The 24,934-nt window shown below is 49.4% G+C and carries 18 protein-coding genes; 2 read left to right on the plus strand and 16 right to left on the minus strand.

The annotated features are described in order from the left end of the window. Positions 1-323: 323 nt before the first annotated feature. The 16 genes from ACYVB1_RS14040 to ACYVB1_RS14115 all read right to left on the minus strand — a co-directional run bounded on the left by ACYVB1_RS14040 (position 324) and on the right by ACYVB1_RS14115 (position 23,555). Complete coding sequence (locus tag ACYVB1_RS14040; RefSeq protein ID WP_460924408.1) at positions 324-659, minus strand: VanZ family protein; 336 nt, start codon at positions 657-659, stop codon at positions 324-326. Between the two features lie 59 nt (positions 660-718). Further along, on the minus strand, positions 719-1,099 hold the full coding sequence (gene gcvH, locus ACYVB1_RS14045) for a glycine cleavage system protein GcvH (RefSeq protein ID WP_460924409.1): 381 nt from the start codon (positions 1,097-1,099) through the stop codon (positions 719-721). A 59-nt stretch (positions 1,100-1,158) separates the two neighbouring features. Then, the gene (sov, locus tag ACYVB1_RS14050) at positions 1,159-8,349 is read right to left on the minus strand and encodes a T9SS outer membrane translocon Sov/SprA (RefSeq protein WP_460924410.1); all 7,191 of its coding nucleotides are present in this window, start codon (positions 8,347-8,349) and stop codon (positions 1,159-1,161) included. Between the two features lie 18 nt (positions 8,350-8,367). Then, positions 8,368-8,958 carry a Holliday junction branch migration protein RuvA gene (gene ruvA / locus ACYVB1_RS14055; RefSeq protein WP_460924411.1) on the minus strand — a complete coding sequence of 197 codons (591 nt, stop codon included), beginning with the start codon at positions 8,956-8,958 and terminating at the stop codon, positions 8,368-8,370. Further along, positions 8,959-11,232 carry an NADP-dependent malic enzyme gene (locus tag ACYVB1_RS14060; protein WP_460924412.1) on the minus strand — a complete coding sequence of 758 codons (2,274 nt, stop codon included), beginning with the start codon at positions 11,230-11,232 and terminating at the stop codon, positions 8,959-8,961. A 259-nt stretch (positions 11,233-11,491) separates the two neighbouring features. Further along, positions 11,492-13,093 carry a lytic transglycosylase domain-containing protein gene (locus ACYVB1_RS14065; RefSeq protein WP_460924413.1) on the minus strand — a complete coding sequence of 534 codons (1,602 nt, stop codon included), beginning with the start codon at positions 13,091-13,093 and terminating at the stop codon, positions 11,492-11,494. A 9-nt stretch (positions 13,094-13,102) separates the two neighbouring features. After that, complete coding sequence (gene gatA / locus ACYVB1_RS14070; RefSeq protein ID WP_460924414.1) at positions 13,103-14,539, minus strand: Asp-tRNA(Asn)/Glu-tRNA(Gln) amidotransferase subunit GatA; 1,437 nt, start codon at positions 14,537-14,539, stop codon at positions 13,103-13,105. Further along, positions 14,536-14,754, minus strand: coding sequence for a Sec-independent protein translocase subunit TatA/TatB (locus ACYVB1_RS14075; protein ID WP_460924415.1), 219 nt, complete (start codon positions 14,752-14,754; stop codon positions 14,536-14,538). Before ACYVB1_RS14075 ends, gatA begins: the two co-directional genes overlap by 4 nt. Positions 14,755-14,785: 31 nt before the next feature. Then, positions 14,786-14,998: a Sec-independent protein translocase subunit TatA/TatB gene (locus ACYVB1_RS14080; RefSeq protein WP_460924416.1), complete on the minus strand. Its 213-nt coding sequence runs from the start codon at positions 14,996-14,998 to the stop codon at positions 14,786-14,788. Between the two features lie 800 nt (positions 14,999-15,798). After that, positions 15,799-17,037 (minus strand): murein hydrolase activator EnvC family protein, encoded by a 1,239-nt coding sequence (locus tag ACYVB1_RS14085; RefSeq protein WP_460924417.1) that lies wholly within the window; start codon positions 17,035-17,037, stop codon positions 15,799-15,801. Positions 17,038-17,112: 75 nt separating this feature from the next. Then, complete coding sequence (locus ACYVB1_RS14090) at positions 17,113-17,865, minus strand: DUF4292 domain-containing protein (RefSeq protein WP_460924418.1); 753 nt, start codon at positions 17,863-17,865, stop codon at positions 17,113-17,115. Next, positions 17,858-19,621, minus strand: coding sequence for a tetratricopeptide repeat protein (locus tag ACYVB1_RS14095; RefSeq protein WP_460924419.1), 1,764 nt, complete (start codon positions 19,619-19,621; stop codon positions 17,858-17,860). Before ACYVB1_RS14095 ends, ACYVB1_RS14090 begins: the two co-directional genes overlap by 8 nt. A gap of 5 nt (positions 19,622-19,626) precedes the next feature. Beyond that, positions 19,627-20,634, minus strand: a complete 1,008-nt coding sequence (locus ACYVB1_RS14100) for a sugar phosphate nucleotidyltransferase (RefSeq protein ID WP_460924420.1) — start codon at positions 20,632-20,634, stop codon at positions 19,627-19,629. A gap of 144 nt (positions 20,635-20,778) precedes the next feature. Continuing rightward, complete coding sequence (dut, locus tag ACYVB1_RS14105) at positions 20,779-21,228, minus strand: dUTP diphosphatase (RefSeq protein ID WP_460924421.1); 450 nt, start codon at positions 21,226-21,228, stop codon at positions 20,779-20,781. A gap of 14 nt (positions 21,229-21,242) precedes the next feature. After that, on the minus strand, positions 21,243-22,739 hold the full coding sequence (locus ACYVB1_RS14110; protein ID WP_460924422.1) for a lipopolysaccharide biosynthesis protein: 1,497 nt from the start codon (positions 22,737-22,739) through the stop codon (positions 21,243-21,245). Positions 22,740-22,772: 33 nt separating this feature from the next. After that, a complete protein-coding gene (locus tag ACYVB1_RS14115) occupies positions 22,773-23,555 on the minus strand; it encodes an enoyl-CoA hydratase/isomerase family protein (protein WP_460924423.1) in 783 nt (260 codons plus the stop codon). A 177-nt stretch (positions 23,556-23,732) separates the two neighbouring features. Between ACYVB1_RS14115 and mscL the strand changes: the two genes are divergently transcribed. Both mscL and ACYVB1_RS14125 read left to right on the plus strand, forming a co-directional pair. After that, a complete protein-coding gene (mscL, locus tag ACYVB1_RS14120; protein ID WP_460924424.1) occupies positions 23,733-24,182 on the plus strand; it encodes a large-conductance mechanosensitive channel protein MscL in 450 nt (149 codons plus the stop codon). Positions 24,183-24,310: 128 nt separating this feature from the next. Next, complete coding sequence (locus ACYVB1_RS14125) at positions 24,311-24,643, plus strand: hypothetical protein (protein ID WP_460924425.1); 333 nt, start codon at positions 24,311-24,313, stop codon at positions 24,641-24,643. Positions 24,644-24,934 lie beyond the last annotated feature (291 nt).

Genomic DNA, 24,934 nt, shown 5'->3' on the forward strand with positions numbered 1-24,934 from the left:
CCCTGGTGCACATCCTCTCAGGCCTGAGCGCCTACACTTTCCTGGACCACCAGAACTCAAGGTTTAACCCTGCCAGATGTTTAGCTTAATTCCCGAGTTCACGTTAGAATAGAAGAGACAGGAGAAAACTGTATTCTGATGCTTCAGGTTTATACAGCGCCGAACGGGAAAACGCGTCCTCGCGGACGTGGAGCGCAGGAAGGAGGCAATGAAAAAGGTTATTTGTGTGTTGCTGGATAAGGCCGCACTCTGTAGCTTGAAAAAGCATGCCGAAGCAACAGAAAAGAAGAAATAGATATCTCTGGTTTTGCGCTCTGGACGGTTTACCAGACGTAAACCCATTTAAAAAGCACAATGCCTATCACGCAGCCGAGTGTGTTGCACAACACATCAACAATGTCGCCATGGCGGCCAGGAATAAAAAGGTGCTGCATCACCTCCACAAAGATCCCGAACGAGGTGCTGAGAAAAAAGGCATACCGGATAGGGTAGTGCTTTAGCTTAAGAAGTGTGTACTGCTTTGCAAACCCCACAATCATCAGAAAGATAAGAACTGAGAATAAAAAGACGTGGGCAAAGGAATCGAAGGAGAAAAGGTCCCACCAAACGGAGACAGAGGGTAGGGAAGAAGAGGGCAGCAGTGTTGTTAGCAATATCACTGCTGCCCATAAAATTGTGAAAAGGTTATATCGGAGTATCAAGCCGGTTAGCGTTGCGCTTACTGACCAATTACTTCACGGTAAGCTTCTGCGCTTAGCAGGCCATCAATCTGACTCGCATCGTCCACAGACATTTTAATGATCCACCCTTCGCCGTAAGGATCAGAGTTAACCAGTTCAGGGCTGTTCTCTAACTGCTCATTGAACTCAAGCACTGTGCCGCTTAGTGGGCTGAACAGGTCAGAAACTGTTTTCACAGCTTCCACTGTGCCAAATACATCTTCCTGGTTTATCTGCTTTTCTACAGTGTCAATGTCTACATAAACAATATCACCTAGCTCACTCTGGGCAAAATCAGTGATGCCTACAACAGCAACATCGCCTTCAATGCGGATCCACTCGTGGTCTTTGGTATACTTTAAGTTATCAGGTAAGTTCATGAGTTTTTGTAAGTATTAATTTCCCCCAAAATTACGGTCTTTTTCGCAATGCTAAAATATTATTGCAAATTAACTCGTAGCTGCACGCCACCCTCAGTTACACTGTTGCGGAAAGACGTGGAGATTTTCGGGTCTGACACGCTGCGCAGCACATAGAACTGCAGGTTTACGCGCTGGCTCAGTACATAGTCTACGGTTGGGCGCAGCTGCAGCTGGCGTGTTCCGTTCGTAATCTGGTTCTGGCTGCGCTCCACGCCCGCATTGTCGGTTGTAATAGCCCGCTGCACCGTCTGGTTTTCACGCACAGACATATCCAGGCGCATTGTCAGTTCATTCTCCAGTACCCTTCGCTGGCCACCTATCTTGAACGGAATACGGAAGTTCGTGGTGGCGTAGCCGAATCCAATTACATAATCCTTCACATTCGTTTCTGTTACCTGGGCATTTGTCAGGTTCAGTGACAGGTTACGCTCAATCTTATACTCCAGGCGACCTGTTAGGTTATTCTTTGTCCGGAAGTTGACACCCAGGAGCGGCGCAAGGCGTTCCATTATCGTGAGCTGACTTACGAGGTAGTATGGCTCTATTCGTCCAAACTCATTCAGCTGTGTCGGGAACCCGTTTGGCTCCTGGTTGTACTCCAGCGAGGTAGTAAAGCTCGTAATATTGAAGCTGGAATTATAGGCATGGGAAAGACTAATCTGGCTGAACCAGTTCTGGAAGAGCGGCAGGCGCTCGAGCCCATTGTAGTCGATGCGCCAGTTCGGAATAGGCAGCCTGCTGAACGGGCTCTCTGCTCTAGCCTGGTACCCGTTAATGTCGCGCCCCTGGTATGCATACAGGAATGACTTCATAAGCACCTCCTGCGAGTTCAGTGAATACGAAGAGTCATTGGCTTCTGCATTGGCCATTGTCAGTTTGTCGCGTACATCATAACGGTTACGAACAAAGCTGTTAAAGGCTTCTGATGTGCCGTCTTTCGTTGACTCAAACAGAGTGCCGAGTGCCATGAATGAGGTACTGAAAGAGCCGGATGTAAAAGGGTTCTGGCGCTGGTCCGTTGCGCTGATGTTGCCGAAATCATCCATCTCTTTCCGGTAGAATACTTCATCTATCACAGATTTTGTGCGACGGGCATCCAGCTGCATGTTGAAGTTACGGAACGGCTCCAGATTGGCGCGTGCTGTAAAGGTTTCTGTATTGATGGCACTGAACGGTGTGTTCAGGTACTGGCTGCTGTCTGTGTACCAGCCATTGGTGTAGGCCCGGTTATACAGGTCATCAAGGTCATACTGCTTGCCAAGGATAAACGGCAGGCCGGGTGCTTCGAAGCCGTCATCAAATCCGAAGAATTTCGTGGCAGGCAGGTAGCCCGGCAGCATAGAGCCCCGGTTCTCCAGGTAGGCTACATTCAGCGAGCGCGTCATCATCAGCACCCTCGCCAGCCCCTTCAGTAACTTCAGGTCTGGCTGCGGTTTGCGTGCAGTTGTATCGCCCGGAATTGGCGCGGATCCCGGCCTGGTTGGAGTCGGTGAGTTGACTTCTTTGAGGAACCTTACCTTGTTGTAAAGCTTCACCATATCGATCTTACCATTCAGGCTTATCTCGGTGCTGTTCTCTACTGTGTTACCCAGCTTGAAGTCAGCAGCCTGGTTTAGTGCTGTAGAACCGGCTGTCCAGATATAGGTGGTCGCATAGCGGGTTTCGGCATCCACCCAGTCAGTGAGCGGGAACTTGTCAAAAGGCAGTTTATAGTTCAGGGCCACCATCTGGTTAAAGTTGGTGTTTCGGCCACCACGTAACAAATTATCCCGGATAATCTTGTTCTTGTACTGCAAAGAGTCTACCTCGCTGTTGATACGGGCATTGGGCTCATCTACTACAGCGCGGTTTGTAGCCGTGTAGTCCAGCGACAGGCTCTTGGTCAGGTCCCAGCGCATATCGTAGATGCGGTTAAAGTAGAAGTACTTCTGGAAAATAGGAGCAATGCCGCGTGTGGTTACAAAACGCGTAGCCGGGTCAGGGCGCTGCAAGTACCTTTCGTTGTAGAAGCGGTTCAGGTCTGCCCGGAAGGCAAAGCGGCTTGGCACCAGCGAGAAGTTAAACTCTTTTATCAGGCGCAGGTACGGTGATTTTAATACTTCTGCGTTGGCGAAAGGCGTGTAGCTTCTTGGCGTGTTGTTGTAAGCGTAAGCCACGCCTGCTGTATAAGTCTTGCTGAAGTCGCGGTCTGTTTCAATGTTGGTGAACAGGCGTTCTGCGTAAGAGTAAGAGAAGGAGAAGTTCTCTACATCATATAGCCGCACCCTGGCCTCTGTGTCTACTCTCTCTTTTCGTACGTTCAGCAAGCTGATGCTCTTCCTTGTTTCGCGGGTTGTTACTTCTTTCCTGTAAGCAGACCTTTGTTCATCTGTTTCAAGTTTGGTGAGCGATTGTTCCAGCGGCACATCCTTATCCAGTGGGTCAAACTGCGGCTCGCTGTTCAGGGCACCATACTGCAGGGTCAGCGGAACCCGTACTCCCCACTTCTCCGGCAGGAACTTGTCCATCACCACATTGGCGGTTACATCAAAAAGGGCCGTGTTCTCGCGGGCACGTTGCGCAAGTTTCTGCTGCAGGCCACCAAATCCTACGGTAGTATAGGCGCCTGTAGCTGTGATGTTGGCAAAATCAGCCAGTTTTGTGTTCAGGCGCGCATTGCCGGCCCAGCCTGACTGGTTGCGGAAGTCAGTTACACGCAACTCATCAGCCCAGATACAAACAGACTGCGGGCGTCCGTCATCGTTTGGCTGGCGTGGGTTACGTAGGCCTATCATGATACCTTCTACTTCGCTAAAGTCAGGGTTACCAACTACGCGTATCATCTTGCCGCCTTCCAGAAGCACCTCATACGGCTTGTAAAGCGGGTGGCCTGATGCTCTGTTACGTTCTACCTTGGCATCCACAAATGCCTGAAGGGCTATCTCGATCTGGTTTTCTGCTGGCCAGATGGCACTTTCTGTGTTGCTGCCCGGCGGTGTTATTTTCAGCGGCACCACATACTCATAATAGTTCTGCGTGAAGTCGGTACCAATGCGGATAAAGGCCTGCACATCGCCGTCCCTGGTAGCAGGGTCGCTGGATTCAGCGTGCAGGAACATCTTCAGTTGCTTATAGATAAGCATATCCAAAGAGATGTTCTTGAACACTGCCTTTGAGAAAGAATCTTTCAGGTCTTCCACACACAGCTGCAGCGACTGCTCATTCTGGCGGCGGTCGTTGGTGGAGGTATAGTCACGGAGGCGGCTAATGCCCGGAGGTACTATGTAAGGAATATCCTGGCTGCCTTCTACCAGCTGGCCGTTCTCTTCAATGTTAACGGTAGATACGGTAAAGTTACGGACATCATCGGTACAGGTAAGGCAGGGGCTGCCGTCCGTAATCGGCTGTTCATATTTTCGCCATTGGTTGGCTACGAACTGGAACTGCGCAAAACGTAGCACCACCGGGTCCGCAAACTGCGTCAGGTACAGGCGCATAAACCGGATAGATTTAAAGCCGCTGATGCCACCAACAGCATTTGTAGGTTGGCGCACCGGGATCCGGAACTGGTACCAGGTTACATTATCCCCGTGAATTTCTCGGGTAACGCGGTCTACTATAAAGTTACGCCCTACTTCCAGTTGCTCCGGGCGCAGGTTCACCTTGTACTCGTAGTACTGCTCCAAGTCATTGATAACATTGTCGCGGTTCAGGTCTTCTTTATCAGGGAAGGCGTAGTTAGAGAACCGGCTGTTTTCCGGAGAGTTGTTCTCCATGCCATTAAAGTTCTTGTAACGGGCCAGAATGCCAGCATTCCGCTGATCATAGCGCTCATCCAGGTGGTGCAGGAAGTTATCTGCTGAAGGGTCGTCCAGCACGATCTGTGGCGGTGTGCCTGGTATCTGGTTTAAGAAGCTGTTTCGGAAATAGTTTGCCTCGCCTGCATCATTCAGTCCGTCTAATCCGATATCCTGGAACTGGCGGCCTCCCGGCACACCCGTAAAGGCATCAGTCAGAAACTGCTGCTGCGTTACAAGACCCCAGGTGGTTTCCTGTAGGTTCTGCACATCAGTAGGAGAGGTAGGAAGCCCGTTTTCAAAGGAGTACTGGTTATCGCGCAGAATATCCTCTGAAATGCTCCCAAGGTTCAGCACCAGTTCTCCTCCTTCGTTATTCGTAATCATGTTGCCCTCTGCATCTTTCCTGCCGTTTGGTCCTGTAATAAACGGATCCATAAGCCAGAACTCCACATACTCAATGTTGGCATTGTCGAAGTCTGTGTCGAAAGATATTTCCCTGCTGATACCGCCCCAGTTGTTGCGCGGGTCTTCTGCCAGAAAGCCCTGTGGCGTCAGGTTGGGGTTATAGTTGTACTGGCCCCGCTCACGTGGGTAGTAAGCCAGGTCAAAGGTGTACTCATAGGTATTCGAAACCTCTGCATCACGGCCCGGAAACACTTCCTGGCGCCGGACGCCCCGCACATAGTGGTTCTGCAGTTCGGTGTCCGTGATGTTAGAAGGTTTTAGGTTATCCCTGTTGCGGTAGAAAATCTGGTCAATGGTATACCAGGCTAATTTGGCCCTGTTGTAAGAGTAGGCCAGTCCTGCTCCCGGCACAAGCGGAGCGGGGGTAGCGGCCAGGCGCCAGTTGCTGTTGCTAAAGCCGCCCAGGCTATAGGGGGTCTCGGCTCCTTCAAAATCATCAATATAGGAAGCACCGTCTTCGTTGGCATTAGACTTGGACTTGGCGGGTACCAGTTGGGCAAACTCTCCACTAAAGGTAACCAGAGAAGGTACTTTAGTGTCAATGAGCGGAATCGCGTCTGTCAGCTTTGTCAGGAACCTTGACTCTTTCTGCAGGTTCACGTCAAAGCCGTAAATGGTGTTGTTGGTAGGCTCATCGCCAATGCTGACACGGTTAATGAAAGCCTGTTCGTTTATGCTTAATACCGTTGCCCCCAGGTTGATGTCATCACTCAGGCGGTAGTCAAAGCGGGCGCCCAGCATGGTGCGGGGCTGTATGTTCAGGAGTTCCGCTTTTTCGTAGGTTACGCGCAGGTCGTTTGCCGAGCTAATGTAGCTTGGGTTTAGTATTTTGATGCGGCCCATGTCGTAAAACACCTGGTAATCGGTGCCCTCCACCAAAAGTGTTCCGCCAGAGTACACTCTCACAGAGCCTTCTGCAATTCGGAAGCCGGGCAGCATGATTTCATCTGCAGACGAAGCCTGGAAGCGCCCGTTCAGGTAAAACTTTGCCTTTACGTTGTTCTGCATCGCGTCCGTTTGCGTCTGGTCATACAGTTCCTGGAACACATACCGCTCTATCAGCTCAGGGCGGCCCGCCAGCTTTTCTGCCAGGTAATCCCCGAACGGCTCCACCTGAGGGAAATAGATACGCCCTGTTTCCGGGTCTATTGTTATGCCCGGCAGGAAGTCGAAGTTGCCGTCGCTTGGCTTGTCGTTGTTCGTGTTTACGTTGTCAAGGTTCAGCACCTCCACCAGTGGTATGTTCTGGATAGGGCTTGGCTCTTTCAGGCTGTTAATGTCAATGCCTGTCTCATCGTCTTTGTAAATAACCTGAAGCTGGAAATTCTCCCGGGTAACCTGTGTGGCATCCAAGCTGTACACGTTCTTCATCATCAGGTCCCAGGTCGGGTACTCGAGGGACGGGTTTGTTGCCCGCAGCAACTTCATGTGGATGACCTGGTCAGCATTCAGGTTCTGGTAGTCATCCATCAGTTCCCCTACCTGGTACGTCTTGCCATTGTAGGTATACTCAAATGCCACTCCCAGTACCTGGTCTGGCAGCAGCATGGTGTTAAGTGAGATGTAGCCTAACTGCGGGTTAAATTTATACTCCCGTGGGTCCAGCCGGCGGGCACGCACATGCTCAAAGTCGATACCTTTCTGGAGGCCGAGGCTGTTGAGGTATGTGTCTACCTGTGAGTTGTTGCGGGCAGTACTGTTACGGGCAATCTGGCTGTAAAGTATATTAACGGCATTGTCAGCAGGAGCCGTGACCGGTCTGCCGCTCTCGAACTGGTTACGGAACGGGGCTGCCTCCCCCAGGTCCATGTAAGCCACCATGTTGCGCAGGTTCTCCGTAGAGCGGTTGTTGTTGGTAACATACAGCTCAATCCGGCGGATAACGATGCCGGAGTTTACCAGTGGCAGATTCCTGAGGGTCTGGTCATAACGGCCCCTGAAGAACTGCGACAGGAAGAAATGGCGGTTGTTGTCGTACTCATCCACCCGGATAGAGAAGGGCCTGTTTTGGGCACCATTCTGGATAACCACCTCGTCGTTTGTGCCGCGCACACTCGATGCAATGGTGGTAACACCCAGGCGGCCGAACTGCAACTGCGTCTTGATACCGAAAAGGTTCTGGGCACCTGTTATAAGCGAGTTATTGAGCGGCAGGCTCACGTTACCGGCCTCTACCTTACGGACAATCTCCTCCTCATAACCGGTATAATCCAGCTTCATGTTGTTCTCAAAGTCGAAGTTGGCGTTATTGTCCCAGTTAAAGTTAAGGCGCATTTTATCCCCAATCTTACCCACCAGGTTCAGCGAGATGTTCTGCTCAAAGTCAAAGTCGCCGGTGCGCTGCTGGCTGAGGGGGATAGTAGGGTTCTGGTTACGGTTAAAGCGCGCGCCGAATTTCAGCGACACGTTACCATTGGGTTGAATATCCACATAGTTGCCACCGAAGATCCGGTCGAATACCGGGCTGATGTATAGCTTCGGGATCAGGCGACTGCTGCTAACCACGCTCTCGCCATCCAGGCCGGCTGACTTGGCGCGCCAGTAGTTACGGATGGCCTCCCGCTGCTGCCACTCCGAGTATTCCCGCAGGCTCATAGACGATGGTGGGCGGTAGTTTACATCTCCCAGGGTTTCGGTGATGTTGTACAGCCCCAGGCTATCGTCCAGTTCTACGTTGAGCTGCAGGTTGCTTGGCTGCCCCAGCAACAGGGGAGAGGAACTGGGCCGTGTACTGAAGGGGTTCCCGTACCTGTCGGCAGGCACAAAGGTAGGTTTGCGGCTTGGAATATACTGCTGCACCTTAGCGGTGTCCTTCTTCACTGTATCCTGCGGGAGGGAGTTGTTGAGAATAGTGAATCTGAACCTATTGGTTGAACGCAACTCTTCTGCCTGAGACCACCAGCCCAGCATAGAAATAGTGGCAACAGCCAGAAGCAGGTTGCTTTTTTTACTTTTCCAGATCAAAATTGGATATTCTCTTACTTATGAAGACTTCAACGCAAACTTAATCAACTCCTCTACGCTCAGGTTACCCCCCTCGCGTTTAATAATAGCGTCAAGTGTTTTCTCTGCCACGTTCTTTGCAAAACCTAACGTTACTAATGCTGATAACGCTTCGGAACGGTTCATATTGTGTGCTGCAGCAGGCACAACAGCATCCGAGATAAGCGCATCTTTCTTAACCTTATCCTTCAGTTCCAGAATAATACGCTGGGCTGTTTTTGCCCCAATCCCTTTCACGTGCTGGATGGTGCGTACATCCTCCCGCATAATGGCCTGCTGAACCTCCTCCACAGACAAAGAAGACAGGATCATGAGCCCCGTATTGGGGCCCACGCCTGAAATAGATATCAAGAGCAAAAACAGTTCTTTCTCGGCTGCTGTGGTAAAACCATAGAGCGTATGCGCATCTTCCTTAATGTGCAGGAACGTATGCAGCTTACAACGCTCACTGGCTGGCAGCGAAGAGTACGTGTTCAGCGAAACTTTTATCTGGTAACCTACGCCACCCACATCTATAATAACATAAGTAGGGTCTTTATGCGTCAGTTTGCCATCAATATAGGCTATCATCTATATGGGTTGGTTATTATAATTCTGAGCATCTACTACAGCAATGGACACAATGTTCACAATCTCGCGAATAGAGGAGCCAAGCTGTAAAATGTGTACCGGTTTGCGCATGCCCATCAGCACCGGACCGATTACTTCTGCACCTCCAATCTCCTGCAGCACTTTATAGGCAATGTTACCGGAAGCCAGGTCCGGGAACACCAGGGTATTGGCACCATGCTCTGCCAACTCGCTGAACGGGTAGTGCTCGCGAAGCAGGTTGCGGTTCAGGGCAGTGTTAGCCTGCATCTCACCATCCAGCAACAGGTCAGGGTAACGTAGTTTTGCCTTACGCACCGCCTCAGCTGCCTTGTTCGGCACATCGCCACGTACTGAGCCGAAGTTAGAGTAGGATAGCATGGCCACACGCGGCTCTGTATCGAAAAACTTAACGGTACGCGCTGTTAAACCGATTATGTCAACCAATTCGTCAGCGGTTGGGTTCAGGTTTACAGTAGTATCCGCAAAGAAAAATGGCTCCCGCTGGCTCAGGATAATGTACATACCTGCCACTTTGTTCACACCTTCTTCCACGCCTACTACCTGCAGCGCTGGCAGAATAGTTTTGGAGTAATCGCGGGTAAGGCCGGAGATGAGGGCATCTGCTTCCCCATTATTCAGCATCATACTGCCAAAGTAGTTACGGTCGCGCATGAGGCGCTTGGCATCGAACAGGGTGAGGCCTTTACGCTGGCGCTTTTCGTAAAGCAGCTGCCCGTATTCCTCCCGCCGCGCATCTTCCTCATACGTATCCATGATGGTGACACCCTCCAGGTCCATCTTGTGTTCTGCAATAATGGATTGTATGGTTTCGCGGTTACCCAACAGAATAGGTTTGGCAATGCGCTGCTCTTTTACAATCTGAGCTGCCTTCAGGATTTTGTAGTTGTCTGCCTCGGTAAATACAACTGTCTTCGGGTCTTTTTTCGCCTGGTTCATAATGCGGGTCATCAGCTTCTGGTCGATGCCGATGCGCTCCTTTAGTTCCTGCTCATAGGCATCCCAGTCGGTGATGGGCCTGCGGGCAACACCACTGTCCATGGCTGCTTTCGCTACCGCCGGTGATATGGTGGTAATCAGACGCGTATCCAGGGGCTTTGGTATGAGGTAAAAGCGACCAAAGTTAATGGTGGTGTCGCTATAGGCTTTCAGCACCACATCAGGCACCGGCTCTTTGGCCAGGGCAGCAAGCGCGTGCACGGCGGCCAGTTTCATTTCCTCGTTTATCTCTGTGGCGCGCACATCCAGGGCACCTCTGAAAATGTAAGGGAAGCCCAGCACGTTGTTTACCTGGTTCGGATGGTCCGATCGGCCTGTGGCCATAATCAAATCATCACGGGTAGCCATGGCTACATCATAAGGAATCTCAGGGTCGGGGTTCGCCAGGGCAAATATAATCGGGTCCGGTGCCATCGTCTTTATGAGCTCCGGAGCCAGCACATTCCCGGCTGAAAGGCCTATAAACACGTCAGCACCCTCCATGGCCTCTGCCAGTGTGTGAATATTGCGTGTGGTTACGAACTGTGACCTGTATATATCCAGGTCGTTGCGCTCCGGACGGATGATACCGTCTTTATCAAACATCACGATGTTGTCAAGCTTCAGGCCCAAGGCTACATAGAGTTTGGCACAGGCTATGGCGGCGGCACCGGCTCCGTTCATCACCATCTTTATGTCTTCTATCCTCCTGTCTGTAAGTTCAAGGGCATTCAGAAGGGCCGCTGCAGAGATGATGGCTGTTCCATGCTGGTCGTCGTGCATCAGCGGGATGTTCATCTGATCCTTCAGCGCTACCTCTATCTTAAAGCTCTCCGGCGCCTTGATGTCTTCCAGGTTAATGCCGCCAAACGTTGGCTCCAAGGATTTTACGATACGGATAAACTCATCCGGATCCGTGCTGTCTATCTCTATGTCGAATACATCAATGCCTGCAAACTTCTTAAAGAGTACGCCTTTTCCCTCCATAACCGGCTTAGAGGCATCCGGACCAATGTTGCCTAAACCTAAGACTGCTGTACCATTAGAGATAACCCCTACCAGGTTGCCTTTTGCGGTGTACTTATATACATTGTCTTTATCTGCATGAATCTCTTTGCATGGCTCTGCAACGCCAGGGGAGTAGGCCAGTGCCAGGTCGTGTTGAGTGCTTACCATTTTAGTTGGTATTACCTCGATCTTCCCGGGCTTGCCGTCCATGTGGTAGTTAAGGGCGTCCTCTTTGTTTACTTTGATCATAAATGCGTTTGTTGTTTGTATTGTAGGGTTTCTGCTTTGGCAGAAAAAAATAGACTTCTTACTATGTATATGTGGCTAAAGACCAATTTTATAAGAATTTGCCGCTTATCCAAACCAAGCTGTCAAAGATAAGGGGAGCAGGAGTTTCTGGAACAGAATTTATGCTTTTTTAATGCGCCTTAACATTTTCTTAACCCGTTAATAAACAAAAAGCACCCTCTTCTGCAGAAGGTGCTTTTTGTACAGGTAATGAATGGTATTAACTTAAAATCAGTTTCTGGCCGGGCTTCAGGTCATCAGACTTGAGCTTGTTCAGCTTCCTGATTTGTTCTATGCTGATGCCATCGTACCTGCGGGAGATGTTCCAAAGGGTATCGCCGGGTTGCACATGGTGAATAACCTGCTTTACCTGCACGCTTTCTTTTACCTGCCTGGAAACTGCTTTTGTAGCCACCTTGGCCGCTGGCTTAGTTTCCTCGTTGGAGGCAAGTAAAGTTGGTTCTTCTTCTGCGCTAGCTTGCTGGTAGATAACAAGCTTCTGGTCCGGCTTAATGTTGCTGCCGTTCAGATCGTTCCACTCCCGTAGCTGTGTGACGGTTACCTGGTGGCGCAGGGCTATCTGCGTCAGGTTATCACCGCGTTGCACTGTATAAGTTGATTTTTTATCAACTGCTGCAACGGCTGCTGTTGCCTCTTCTTCCTTTTCTGCTGTTTTTTCCTCCGCAATTGTTTCTGCTTTCTCCACTTTCTTAGGAGCAGGTTTCTCTGTCTTAGCTGAAGCCAGCATAACAGGTGCTTCTTCAGGCTCTCTTCTCTTCACCGGCTCACGAACAGGGGCAGCGGCCAGCATAATACAGCTCCTGTCTTCAGCAGAGGCCAGCAGAGGAGCACGTTCTGCTGGAATGCGTAGCTTATAGTTGCGCAGGTGCTGCGGAATAGTCGTGCCCTTTATTTCCGGGTTCAGGGCCATCAGTTCAGCGGGAGTTACATGAAGTTCAGCTGCCAGCCTTTTCAGGTCCAGGTCCTGCGTCACCTCCAGGTAGGCCACCTGCGGTTGGTACAGAATAGAGTCTGAGAAGATGTTATGGTCTCCTGCATGGTGCATGGTGTAAATAACGGCCGTCATGGACGGAATGTAGCCGCGGGTCTCCTTAGGCAGGTACGGGAATATTTCCCAGAATGTCTTTTTGCCGCCTCCTGCTTTGCGGATGGCTTTGTTTACATTGCCGGGGCCGCAGTTATAGGCGGCCATAGCCAGTTCCCAGTCGCCATAGGTGTTGTGCAGGCGGCGCAGGAACTTCAGCGCTGCTTCTGTGGACTTCTCCGGGTCCAGGCGCTCGTCAATAAACTCGTTGTATTTTAAACCAAAGTCACTGGCAGTCGGTTTCATGAACTGCCATAGGCCAGCTGCTCCTACAGGTGAGAGTGCCTTTGGATTAAGCCCTGACTCCACAATAGAAAGGTACTTCAGCTCCATCGGCATGTTATGCTTCTTGAGGTACTTCTCATACATCGGGAAGTACACGTTCTCGCGCGTAAGCATCGTGCGGGAGTACTTCCTGTTCCGGATGGTGAAGTAGTCAATAAAATTCCTTACATAGTTGTTGAACTCAAGCGGAATTTCCGTTTCTATGCAGCTCAGCCTGTCAGCTATCAGGTCGTTGGGTACATTCGGGATATATTCCACCAGCAGCGCCTCCTCTTCAGGAGACAGCACTGGGGGTGTCTTTCCTTTTAAGGTGTCTCCTTCTGCTTTAAATGGCGTTTCAAGCAAACGGCCGTGGCCGAGAGCGAGGGTATTGTTTACCCACACGCTACAGACCACAGCCGTTAGCAGTGTAAAGAACTTAGTGTAGGTCATGGCATTTATCTATGCTTCAACGGTAATCTTGTCCATGATATAATTCGAGAAAGCCAGCAGTTGCGGCTCTTCGAAGGAGCGGGTCAGTAACTGCAACCCGATGGACAGGCCGTTAGCATCGCGACCAGCCGGGATTGAAATAGCTGGTACGCCTGCAAGTGAGGCCTGAACTGTAAAGATATCGGCCAAGTACATGGCCAACGGATTTTCGATGTTCTCTCCTATCTTAAAGGCAGTTGTAGGAGCTGTAGGCAAGATAAGAAAATCGTATTCCTGAAGCAACTCGTCCGTCTTCTCTTTAATCAGTCGTCTCACTTTTTGTGCCTTGGTATAGTAGGCATCATAGTAATCTGCGCTCAGTACAAAAGTGCCTAACATGATGCGGCGCTGCACCTCATGGCCAAAGCCTTCGGCCCGGGTCTTTTTGTACAGCGAGGTTAGGTCCGTCACGTTTTTAGAGCGGTAGCCGTACTTCACCCCGTCGTAGCGACCCAGGTTAGAGCTGGCTTCGGCAGTGGTTAGGATGTAGTACGTTGGCACAATGTAGTCGAGGTAAGGAAACTCTACCGGCTCTACCTGGTGACCATCGTCTTTGAGCATTTCTTTAACACTCAATACAGCCTCCTTTACTTCCGCATTTAGGCCTTCGTTCTCGAAGCAGTCGCGGATGTAGCCGATTTTATACTTTTTGTCTGTAGAGAGTAACTCGCTGTAAGCCGGTACCTCGCGTTCGCTGGCGGTACTGTCCATGCCGTCTTTTCCTGCCATTACCTCCAGCAGAAGTGCAGCATCCGGTACGCTCTTCGTAATCACGCCAATCTGGTCGAAAGAAGAGGCATAGGCGATAAGGCCATAGCGGGAGATGCGGGAGTAGGTAGGTTTGAAACCGACAACACCACAGAAAGCAGCAGGCTGCCGTACAGAGCCACCAGTATCTGAACCAATAGAGGCAAGGCACAGGTCGGCCTGTACTGCCACTGCTGAACCACCTGAAGACCCACCCGGAACACGGGAGGTATCGTCAGCGTTGAGCACATTGCCAAATGCTGAAGACTCATTAGAGGCTCCCATCGCAAACTCATCGCAGTTCTGGCGGCCAATAATGATAGCATCCTCCTGCAGCAGGCGTTCTACAGCTGAAGCGGTATAGAGCGATTTAAAGCCATCCAGCATTTTGCTGGATGCCTGTAAGCTATGCCCTTTGTAGGCGAGTACATCTTTGATGCCTATCACCATACCTGCCAACTTACCTGCTGTGCCATTGGCGATTTTGTGATCTACAATGTCTGCCTGTGTATATGCTTCCTGCTCAAATACTTCCAGGAAAGCATTCAGCTCAGCTTTTTCTTTAATGTTCTGTAGATAATATTCTACCAGTTGCCGACACGTTACCTGCCCGTTGGCAATATCGGTGCGGACGTCATTTAGCGAGTTATACTGTCTCAATCTATTTTTGACTTAGGGTCGTCTTTGATGGATTGTTCAAGTTCGTTCTTAATTTCATTGGTCGCATCTTTGAACTCACGGATGCCACGCCCAAAAGAACGTGCGATGCCCGGAATTCTATCTGCGCCAAAAAGCAGGAGCACTGCTGTCAGAACAACAAACATTTCTCCTCCTCCCAGGTCCCCCAGGAAAAGGAACACATTACTGAAATACATAAAGCTAATGAAAGCTTATAGGTACTACTTCTTACTTAGCGTGCGTGTCGTCTTTTACAGAACTCTCTATATCGTTTTTAATCTCCTTCGTAGCGTCTTTGAACTCACGGATGCCACGGCCCATGCCTCTGGCCAGCTCAGGAATGCGCTTAGCACCGAAAAGAAGCAGGATCACGAAAAGGATTAAAAAGATCTCTGTGCCTCCTAAACCTCCGATGAATAAGAAAATGTTGTTGATTTCCATCTTTTAAAAAATTTAAATGATTGCTACAAAATTAGAGCTAATATTTTAATTAAACCCATAACAGCATAGATAAGTTTAATCACTCCCTTAATAGCTGTTATTTGTATGGCTTTTACTTGCTAATCAGTGACCTGCAGTTGAAATTTCCAGCATATGCAGTTGCCCGTTGCTTTTATCTCCATGGGAGTAATGTACTTAGACTTGCCTGTTTCGCCTCGTCTGTAAGCTATTACTGACAGCTTCATTCTGTTAAGTTAAAATATAATTAGCTTATATACCAACGGTTTAGGCAGGCAATCGGATTTATCGTAGTAAGTATGAAAAACTAAATAGAGGTACCAGTAGCTGAAAGTGCCGCTTTATAGAAAATAGGCGGGATAAGCGGCATAAATTATTCTCATCAAAAGCAACTTACCCATACCTGCATTTGTTCTTAAAATAAAGGGAAGAAATTTTGAAACCTTCAAGTTAAATATAAGTATATATATAAATAAATTTAAAGATGCTAATACTTAATGCATTAAAGTTGCATCTTTAGCCAGTTCGTTGTAGATTTGAATTTGATTTTGACGCAGGCTTCCCGCAGCCTGCTTTCATATAAAATATTAAGTTTGTTTTCATAGCTTGGAAAGGCACCCTGCACTGTGGGGTGTTTTTTTTATTTTACGGCTATGCTATGCACAAACGCTGTAAGCCCCCTCCCACTTGCCTCTTTCTCAGAATGCAACTCCTTTAAAAACGGGAAAGCCACAGCTTCAGCTATGGCTTTCCCGTGACTTATGCACTCTCTTGGTGTCGCTTTATTGCAAACGAGCTATCCAGCTCTCCGGGTTCAGGTTCTGCTGGTTCTTCCATACCTGGAACTGGAGTTCGGTGGTGCCATCGCTATTAGTGTAGATGGTGCCAATCACATCCTTTATCTTAATTGTCTGACCCGGCTTCACGTTAACAGATTTAAGCTTGGCGTATACTGTAAAGTAGTCACCATGCTGCACCATTACAATATTGTTCATGCCTGGTACGGTTGCTACAGTGAGTACGGTGCCTTCAAAAATAGCACGGGCACTCGCACCTTGTGTGGTCTGAATGTCAACCCCGTGGTTTTCTACCACCACACCTTTTAATACCGGGTGGTTGTGGCGGCCAAACTTCTGGGAGATAAAGCCCCGCTCCACCGGCCAGGCCAAACGGCCTTTGTTACCTGCAAAGGAATTGGAAATAAGCGCCAGTTCTGGTGTAAGGGTAACTTTTCCGGCTCCGGCGTTTGATGTCTTGCCGGCCTCTCGGGCAGCTCTCGCTGCACGGGCTATTTCTTCCCGCACAATATCGGCAATCAGTTTATCCAGCTTTTTTACAGCTTCCTGCCGGGCGGCTACTTCCTGTTGCAGGCTTGTTTCCTGCTTACTCAGGTTCGTAATAACACTGTCCTGCTGCTGACGCAGGGTTAGTAGGTTTTTGCTTTCTGCCACTTGCTTGCCTAGCAGGTTTTGCTTTTGCTGCTTCTTTGATTCCAGTATGGCCAGCTGGCCACTCAGGGCGGCCTGTACTTTGCTTATCTGTTCTACCTGCTTCTTTCGGGCCTCTGAATATTGCTGCAGGTAGCGCATACGCCGCACCAACTGGTTAAAGTTATCGGAGGCGAACAGGAACATGAGCTTATTGTAGCTGTTTGCTGTTTTGGAGGCGGCGTACACCATGGTGGCGTATTCTGCCTTTAGTTGCTCAAGGTCGTTCTGGAGTGCGCCTACAATGCCTTCTGTCTCCTTTACGTCAGACTCTATATAAGTTAATTCGCGGGAGATGTTGCTGATAACGCCCTTCTGAACCGCTATTTTTTCCTGGATAGCATTTAGCTGCCCAATAGAAGCCTCTTTCTGCTTTTTAGTTTGCTGCAGAATGCGGTTCGCTTCTTTAATGCGGTTAAGGTTTTCTTTCTTCTCTTTCTCCAGCTGGGCCTTGCTTTTCTTTTTCTGGGCCTGGGTAGCCAGTGGCAGGCACAGCAACAACAGGAAAAAAGTGAATCTGTAAAGGGCGTTCATCACAAGGGTGGTTCTTCTACTCTGAGTTTGCAAATATGGCAAAACTATAAGTGAAGAACCAACAGCCTCAGATATTTAATTGACAGAGGGGCGTTTATACTCGGCGGGTACACTAAACGGAAACGAGAGGGCCTCGTCAGAAACCGTGACACGGCTGTAGTTAAGCTTGAAGTCAGACACCTCGCCCTTCTGAAGTACCTGTGCCGCCAGGGCATGTGCAAAGGGCTCTTGCCCTATGTCCTGGAAACTGTCGTACTTCACGGTAATGGTGTTTCCTGTGTTTCTGTCCTGCACATTCAGCTGCTGCAGTTTGCTGTTCAAGCGGCCAATAAAGTAGTCGAACAGCAGGTTCTCACGCATCTGCTGCACGTGCTGCAGGTTACCCTCGTCCATGGCTTTCTGGTTTCCCTGCGGCTGGTAATTGCCTAGCAGGATGGCCTGCAGTATCTCAAAGTTTACATCCACCTGAAATTTATTTCGAAGAAAGGAATAGCCTGTGGCTACATACTCTTTCTGCAGGCGGTTCATCAGGTATACAGAGTCCTGTGTCAGCATCAGGCGGGCGGCTTCGATGCCAAGGCCTGGTTGCACCGACACCCATATCACGCTGTCCTTCTTCATCCGGATAGAGACACCCGAAGACAAGTTTTCGTTTTTGCTGTTTAGCGCAAGCTGGCCTTTGGAGCTGAGGTAATTAAAATCGAAGTTGTTTACTTCTACTGTTCCTATTGTTTCTGTAGTGGCAGAAGCAGTGGTGGGTGCTGTTTCTCTTTTGCAGCCTGCCAGCAGTAAAACCACTGCCAGGCAAAGCAAAATATGTTTACTCATACAGCTTTTTGTCTTTTATTTTTTTATCAATAAATGCAGAGGCTTCGCCTTTCAGCTTGGCTTTCTGCCACTGGCTGACAGCCTCTTCTTTTTTCCCCAGCTTGAACAGCACATCGCCATAATGCTCTACAATAGTGGCATCGTCTGAAATGGCTACTGCCTGCTCCAGGTATTTGCGTGCCTCTGTGTACTTACCGCTTTTGTACAGCACCCAAGCATAGGTGTCGAGGTAGGTGGGGTTAGTAGGATGCTGCTTTACCAGGCGCTCAGCCATTTCCATGGCTTTCTGCATTTTCTCGTTGCGCAGCGAGAGGAAATAACTGTAGTTGTTAAGAACGTGTTCGTTGTCTCTGTCCTGTGCCAGTACTGCCTCATATGCCTGGTCGGCCTTTTCATATTCTTTCAAAGAATTATAGCCATCACCCAACTGCATGTTAAACTGCACCAGGAGCTCTGGTTCGCCAGCTGACAGGCGCTTGCCGTACTCCAGCGATTTTACAGCCTTGTTGTAGTTTTTCGTGATAAGGTGGCCGGTGCCGTTGTAAAACCAGAACACAGCCTGGTTCGGGAAAAGCTCCAAAGCCTGTTCAGAGTGTTTCACCATGGCACTTGCCTCTGAAAGCTCGGCATCCAACAGCACAATCTGCTGCCAGATCTTAAAGTGAGAGTCGTCGAACTTAACAGCCTTAAGGTAATTATCGCGGGCTTCCAGCTTCTTGCCAACAATAGTTTGCAGGTCTCCGGCTACAGCGTAGGCTTTTGCTTCCTCAGGGTGCTTTTCAATCGTCAGGTCAACCAGTTCCAGTGCTACTCCCTCCACTTCAGGATTAGGTAGCTGCCGTATGAAATCAACCAGGATACGCACTTTGGTATCGATATCCAGTTCTGCGCTGCTAAATGCAAGTTTTACCTGTTTTTCAGCTTCTGCCTTATTGCCTTTCTGGCGGTGCAGGTCTGAGAGCATGAGGTGCGCAAAGGGATTGTTCGGCTCTATACGAAGCGCTTTGTCCAGCACCTGTATAGCCTCATCAGGCTTTTTAGTGGCGTTCAGAAGCTCTGCCTGCGCCAGAAAATAGCGTATTTCTGTGGGGTTGGCCGCTAAAAGTTTCTCTCCTTCCTGAATTGCTCTTGGCATGTTCTTCTGGCGGAGGTATATCTGCTGGCGGTTTACCAGGAGCTGCTCCATCTCACCGAATTCCTTTTCAATGCGCTCGTAAGTTTTGAGGGCGTCATCAAAGCGGGACTGTGACAAATACAGGTCGGCCAGGTTAAAGAGGTATTCTTCTGAGTTAGGCACATTGCGCAGCAAATCATTGAAGGCTTGGGCAGCCTCGTTATACTGCTTCTTTTCTGTGTGCAGCTGCGCCACCAATAGGTAATAGTAAGCGTTCTGCTTGTCGTGTGCTACAGCGGCTTTGGCAAAAGGCATCGCTGACTCCGGGTCCTGCAGGTGCAGGTACGTTTCGCCTATCTTATAATTTAAGGCGGCGTTGTTTGGGGTAACCGTGTACGCTTTCTGAAAAAGCTGGAGGGCTTGTTGATAGTCCTCCAGCATATAGTACTTCATCCCATCCAGAAACAGTGCCTCGCTTATCTGCCTGTCGCGCTCTGTTGGCTGCTGCGTTTGTGGGGCAGCGGCCGTTATATTATCAGGCGCAGATTTGGCTCTCTTCTTAGAAGACTGAGCACTGCTTTCACCTGACGCAACGAAAGCCAGGCAGCACGTAGCAAGTAGTAGGTTTCTGAATGTTTTCATATAATTTACTCTGTAAGCGTATTGAAGTCGCCGAGGCTGAGGTCAGACGGGCGCCCCTCATACACAACAAAGTTGCCTAACATAGAGTTTGCCACGTTGCCGTATTTTAAAGAGGTGTCTTTCTGTATGATCGAGTTGCTCACCACTGAGTTGTATACGCTTGTGTTGTCTCCGATGGAAACATGCGGGCCAACTACCGAATTGATAATGCTGGCATTTTCACCAATGTATACAGGAGGGATAATCACCGCGTTCTCCAGCTTCGCCGATGAGGCCACTAAGCCTTCCTCGTCCTTTATATACTCCAAATACCGTTGATTAGTATATACAGTTGCGTTTTTATTTCCGCAGTCAAGCCATTCAGAGATAACAGCAGGTATAAAGGTGGTACCTTTGTTCTTCATGTTCTCTAACGCATTGGTTAGCTGGAACTCCCCTTTATCTTTGATGTTGTTGTCGAGCAGGTACTGCAGCTCGCTGCGCAGGTATTCCCCGTCGCGGAAATAGTAGATACCGATGATGGCAAGGTCAGACACAAAGTGCTCTGGTTTCTCCACGAAATCGGTAATCTCATTTTGCTCATTCAGCTTGATTACGCCGAAAGGACGTGGGTCTTCCACGCGCTGCACCCAGATAGTGCCGTCTGCGTTGGTGTCGAGCTTGAAATCGGCTTTGAAAAGTGTATCGGCAAAGGCTACCACTACCTTGCCCTGCAGAGATTCCTGCGCGCACAGGATGGCATGGGCTGTACCCAGGGCTTCTTCCTGGTAATAGATGCTGCCTTTGGCACCAACGGCCTCAGCAATCTTTTTCAGGTCCTGCTCCACTTTGTCGCCAAAGTGGCCGATGATGAAAGCAACCTCCTCAATCGGCTCCTCGCATACTTTTGCAATGTCTTCTACCAGGCGCTGCACAATAGGCTTGCCTGCAATCGGGATAAGTGGTTTTGGAACAGTTAAAGTATGGGGACGCATGCGCTTGCCCATTCCTGCCATCGGTATGATTATCCTCATAGCTAGTTTTGATTGGTTTTAAGCTACAGGAGCGTCTGCTGCTGCAGCAATTTTACATTTATTTAATAATCGAAGTGATATTCTGTAATGCTATTAATATACGCCTTTTATTATTAACGGAAAAAATCAGTTAGGTTATAAATATTATTTGGTGCCGGTGCTGCCGTAGCCGCCTGCACCACGCTCCGTGTCGGTAAGTGTCTCCGCTGCACACCAGGTAATGCGCTCATACCGGGCTACTACCATCTGGGCAATGCGCTCACCGTCTTCTACTATAAAATCCTGGTCCGACAGGTTTACCAGCAGCACCTTTATCTCGCCCCGGTAATCGGCATCAATGGTGCCCGGGCTGTTGACAATGGAAATGCCGTGCTTGTATGCCAGGCCGCTGCGCGGGCGAATCTGTGCCTCGTGCCCTTCCGGCAGCTCCATAAACAGACCTGTTGGGATGAGTGCGCGCTGCAGTGGCTTCAACGTAACCGGCGCCTCGAGGTTTGCCCGCAGGTCCATGCCAGCCGAGTGCTCTGTCTGGTAGGAGGGAAGGGTGTGTTTGGATTGGTTAATGACGTTAACCAGCAAGTCTTTTGAATTCATTATTTATAGATATATCAAGCTTTCGTCTTAGAAAAATAAGGCCGTTCCCGCACCCACACAACTACCAGGAAAATAACACAAATGCCCAGGTGATAAGCGTGGCGTAGCCAGAAGTTCTCAATGTCAACGTCGAGGGCAAGCCATGCCAGCCCTACAGCCAGCAGAATATAAGCCACAATGGTTTTAACTGGATAGGGGATGGGGTAGAAGCGGTTGCCGAGCAGGTAGCTGGCCAGGGCCATGCTGAAATAGCAAATCAGGGTAGCAATAGCCGAACCCATATACCCCAGCACCGGAATCAGGAGCAGGTTGAAGATGATGGTAATGGCCGCGCCGCCAAAGCTGATGTAGGTGCCGAACTTTGTCTTGTCAGTCAGTTTAAACCATACAGAGAGGTTGTAGTACACGCCCAGGAACAGGTTGGCCAGCAGCAGCACGGGTGCCACCATAATGCCAACCCGGTAGTCGGGGCCGATGAGCAATGCAAAATCCTCGAGGTTGGCCGAGATAAACAGGAAAATAAACGCACAGACTATTACAAACCACTTCATAACCATGGCAAAAGCCTGTGGCGAGTTTTTGTCCTGCGCCTGCGAAAAAAAGAATGGCTCTGCCGCATACCGGAAGGCCTGTATGGCCAGCGTCATAAAAATAGCAAGCTTATAGCAGGCGCTGTACACACCTACTGCAGCCATATTACTCATGTTCGGGTAAAAGTTTTCCGGGAGCCACCACTCCAGCAGAATCCGGTCAATGACTTCGTTGATGACACCGGCTATACCCATGAACAGGAGCGGGTATGCATAAACCAACATCGGCTTCAGCCGCCTGATGTCCAGCTTAAAGCGGAACGTGCTCAGCTCGCGCCACAGCATCGGCAGCATCAGCGCATTTGCTACCAGGTTAATCAGGAAGATGTAGCCTATCCCAAAATCTGGGTCATACAGCCTCCGGGCGAGCGGCTGTAGCTGTGTCAGGTACTCGCCGTTGGCGATGTGGCGCAGGAACACCAGGAAAAATATATTGGCCCCAACTGTGAGTACGATGTTAGCCAGTTTGATAGAGGCAAACTTGATGGCCTTGTTCTCGAGCCGCAGCCGCGCAAACGGTATAGCCACAATGGCATCTATGGCCAGCACCATGGCCAGCCACACGATATACTCCTGCCTGTCGGGTATACCTACATAACTTGCAATGGGGCCGGAGAGCAGCAACAGTATACCTGTGAAAATAACGCTGCTGACAATGATGGCACTTAGGGTGTAGTTGTAAAGTGCCTGCTTATCTGCCCCTTCCTTGTTGGCGAAACGAAAAAAGGCTGTCTCCATGCCATACGTGAACAGCACGTTGAAGAAGGCGGTAAAGGAGTAGAGGTATGAGACAATTCCGTACTCCTCCCTCAGGAAGACTACGGTGTAGATAGGCACCAGCAGGTAATTGAGGGCTCTGCCGACGATGCTGCTTAAGCCATAGGCAGCAGTTTGCCCGACCAATTTCTTGGCTATACTCATGCGATAAGTTTGAGAGCCGGTGTAGCTGAATTGTTAGTTGCCTGTAAAGTTCGGCTGGCGCTTCTCGAGAAAGGCGTTTGTGCCTTCTACAAAGTCCTCGGATGCACACAGGCGTGCAAAGGCATTTGCTTCGGTTTGGTATCCGTTTTCATCTTTGTTGAATACCGCGTTCACACAGTCGATGACCAGCCCTACTGCCAAGGGCGCCTTGCTCATGATTTTGCCCATGATCTGGCGGCATTTGTCCATCAGTTCTTCCTGAGGAACCACATGGTTTACCAGGCCAAGTGCCTTTGCTTCTTCAGCAGGAATCATGTCACCAGTCATGGCTAGTTCCATTGCTTTGCCCCTGCCCACTAATTGTGTCAGACGCTGTGTGCCTCCGTATCCCGGTAAAATACCCAGGCTCACTTCTGGCAGGCCAAGGCGGGCATTAGCGCTGGCTACACGTATATGGCAGGCCATGGCCAGCTCGCAACCTCCCCCTAAGGCAAAACCGTTCACGGCTGCAATGATAGGTTTGTTGCAACGCTCAATCATGCTGAAAACATCCTGGCCACGCTCAGAAAAGCTACGGGCGGTTACTTCGCTCAACTCGGCAATCTCAGATATGTCGGCCCCAGCTACGAAAGCCTTTGCTCCGGCTCCTGTAATGATAGCTCCCTTTACGGCAGCATCGTCATACACTTGCTGAACGGCATTTCTTATCTCGTTTATGGTTGCAGTACTTAATGCATTTAGCTTATCTGCCCTATTGACAGTAATCGTCAGAATGCCATTTTCTAAGTTAAGCAGCAGGTTCTCGTATGTAGTCATAGGTTGATCCGACTCAGGTTAAAATCATTTTTTTCTTTCACAAAGATAGTGATTTAGTTCAATCCTTAAACAGCTTATTCAGCAGGCACCTGCAACAGCAGCGCAGGAAGGGGTGTGGAATGTCTGACATTATGGCTAAGTTTGTAATCTGTTTTTTCTTCATAAACATATAAGTACATGGGTTTCTTTTCAGAGTTTAAAAAGTTTGCTGTTAAAGGAAATGTGATAGATCTGGCTGTAGGTGTGGTGATTGGTGCTGCATTTGGAGCAATTACCAAATCATTGGTTGACGACATTATCATGCCGCCTTTAAGCTTGCTGGTGAGTAAGGTAGACCTTTCCGGGTTGCAACTGGTGCTGCGGGAGGCTGTGGTGGAGAATGGAGAGGTAGTGGCTAAAGCCATCACGCTGAACTATGGTAACTTTCTGCAAACTGTTATCAACTTTCTGATTATTGCCTTTGCTATTTTCCTGTTGGTGCGAACCATCAACCGTATTCGCGAAGAGGAAGCTGCCAAGCCTGCGCCGGCAGCAAACAAACAAGAGGTGCTTCTTGCTGAAATCAGAGATTTGCTTAAAGGGAACAACGAGGTAACTGCTACCGAACCGAATAATAAAGTTGTGTAAGCGGCCTGTCACAAAGTTTGTGATAGCAGAACTTTTGTCTTCCGTCTACGTGTTAGTGTAGCAATAAGTGATACCTTTCCTGAAGGTTTCACGTTGTATACCTTAAAACGCTGATTAGTAGAGATAATATGAAGAAACTGAGCCTGCTTATACTTACTTTTGGAATCATCCTTTTTTACCCGGAAGCGAAAGCCCAAACCTCTCAGAGCAGCACTTTGTCTGCGAAAGATGAGTATTGGGGTACTGCAAAAGTAGAGCGTAAAGGCACGTCTGTAGATGCCGCTGAGCGCCGTGCAGCAGGTCTGGATACTCGTTTCAATGCTTATGAAAATGACCGCCGAAAGAGCTTTGACAAGAAGAAAATAGCGAACAGTAAGCGTATGAAGGAAATTCTGAAGAAAGAGAAGAAAATGATGAAGAAGCATAAGCGCGATAAGCGCCGACTGCGCCGTTCAAACTAAGCGGTTCCTCAACTGACGATATATAAGAAAGCCTGCCGGATTAAGTATCCGGCAGGCTTCTCTTTTTATGCGTAGTACGGTAGCTTCTTATTTTGCTGGCGCATATTTCAGCCTTTGTTTCTCTGCCATATCTCCTCTGGCAGGAGTGTTAGTGCCTGGTGCACCACCTACACTCGTCTCAGGCATGTTCGAAATGAACTGTGTTTAAAAGCAAGTTTTATTTTATGGTTTTTCCGTGTAATATTCTCCTTTTGTTGCCAGTGCAAAGGCCTGCTTGACGAGTTTGTTTGC

The sequence above is a fragment of the Pontibacter brevis genome (assembly GCF_054779655.1).

Coding starts and splice junctions, on each gene's coding strand:
- ACYVB1_RS14110 (WP_460924422.1), bottom strand. CDS start 22,739: ATGAGTATAGCCAAGAAATTGGTCGGGCAAACTGCTGCCTATGGCTTA.
- mscL (WP_460924424.1), top strand. CDS start 23,733: ATGGGTTTCTTTTCAGAGTTTAAAAAGTTTGCTGTTAAAGGAAATGTG.
- ACYVB1_RS14085 (WP_460924417.1), bottom strand. CDS start 17,037: ATGAACGCCCTTTACAGATTCACTTTTTTCCTGTTGTTGCTGTGCCTG.
- ACYVB1_RS14115 (WP_460924423.1), bottom strand. CDS start 23,555: ATGACTACATACGAGAACCTGCTGCTTAACTTAGAAAATGGCATTCTG.
- ACYVB1_RS14060 (WP_460924412.1), bottom strand. CDS start 11,232: ATGATCAAAGTAAACAAAGAGGACGCCCTTAACTACCACATGGACGGC.
- dut (WP_460924421.1), bottom strand. CDS start 21,228: ATGAATTCAAAAGACTTGCTGGTTAACGTCATTAACCAATCCAAACAC.
- ACYVB1_RS14090 (WP_460924418.1), bottom strand. CDS start 17,865: ATGAGTAAACATATTTTGCTTTGCCTGGCAGTGGTTTTACTGCTGGCA.
- gcvH (WP_460924409.1), bottom strand. CDS start 1,099: ATGAACTTACCTGATAACTTAAAGTATACCAAAGACCACGAGTGGATC.
- ACYVB1_RS14075 (WP_460924415.1), bottom strand. CDS start 14,754: ATGTATTTCAGTAATGTGTTCCTTTTCCTGGGGGACCTGGGAGGAGGA.
- ACYVB1_RS14095 (WP_460924419.1), bottom strand. CDS start 19,621: ATGAAAACATTCAGAAACCTACTACTTGCTACGTGCTGCCTGGCTTTC.
- ACYVB1_RS14125 (WP_460924425.1), top strand. CDS start 24,311: ATGAAGAAACTGAGCCTGCTTATACTTACTTTTGGAATCATCCTTTTT.
- ruvA (WP_460924411.1), bottom strand. CDS start 8,958: ATGATAGCCTATATTGATGGCAAACTGACGCATAAAGACCCTACTTAT.
- ACYVB1_RS14065 (WP_460924413.1), bottom strand. CDS start 13,093: ATGACCTACACTAAGTTCTTTACACTGCTAACGGCTGTGGTCTGTAGC.
- ACYVB1_RS14080 (WP_460924416.1), bottom strand. CDS start 14,998: ATGGAAATCAACAACATTTTCTTATTCATCGGAGGTTTAGGAGGCACA.
- ACYVB1_RS14100 (WP_460924420.1), bottom strand. CDS start 20,634: ATGAGGATAATCATACCGATGGCAGGAATGGGCAAGCGCATGCGTCCC.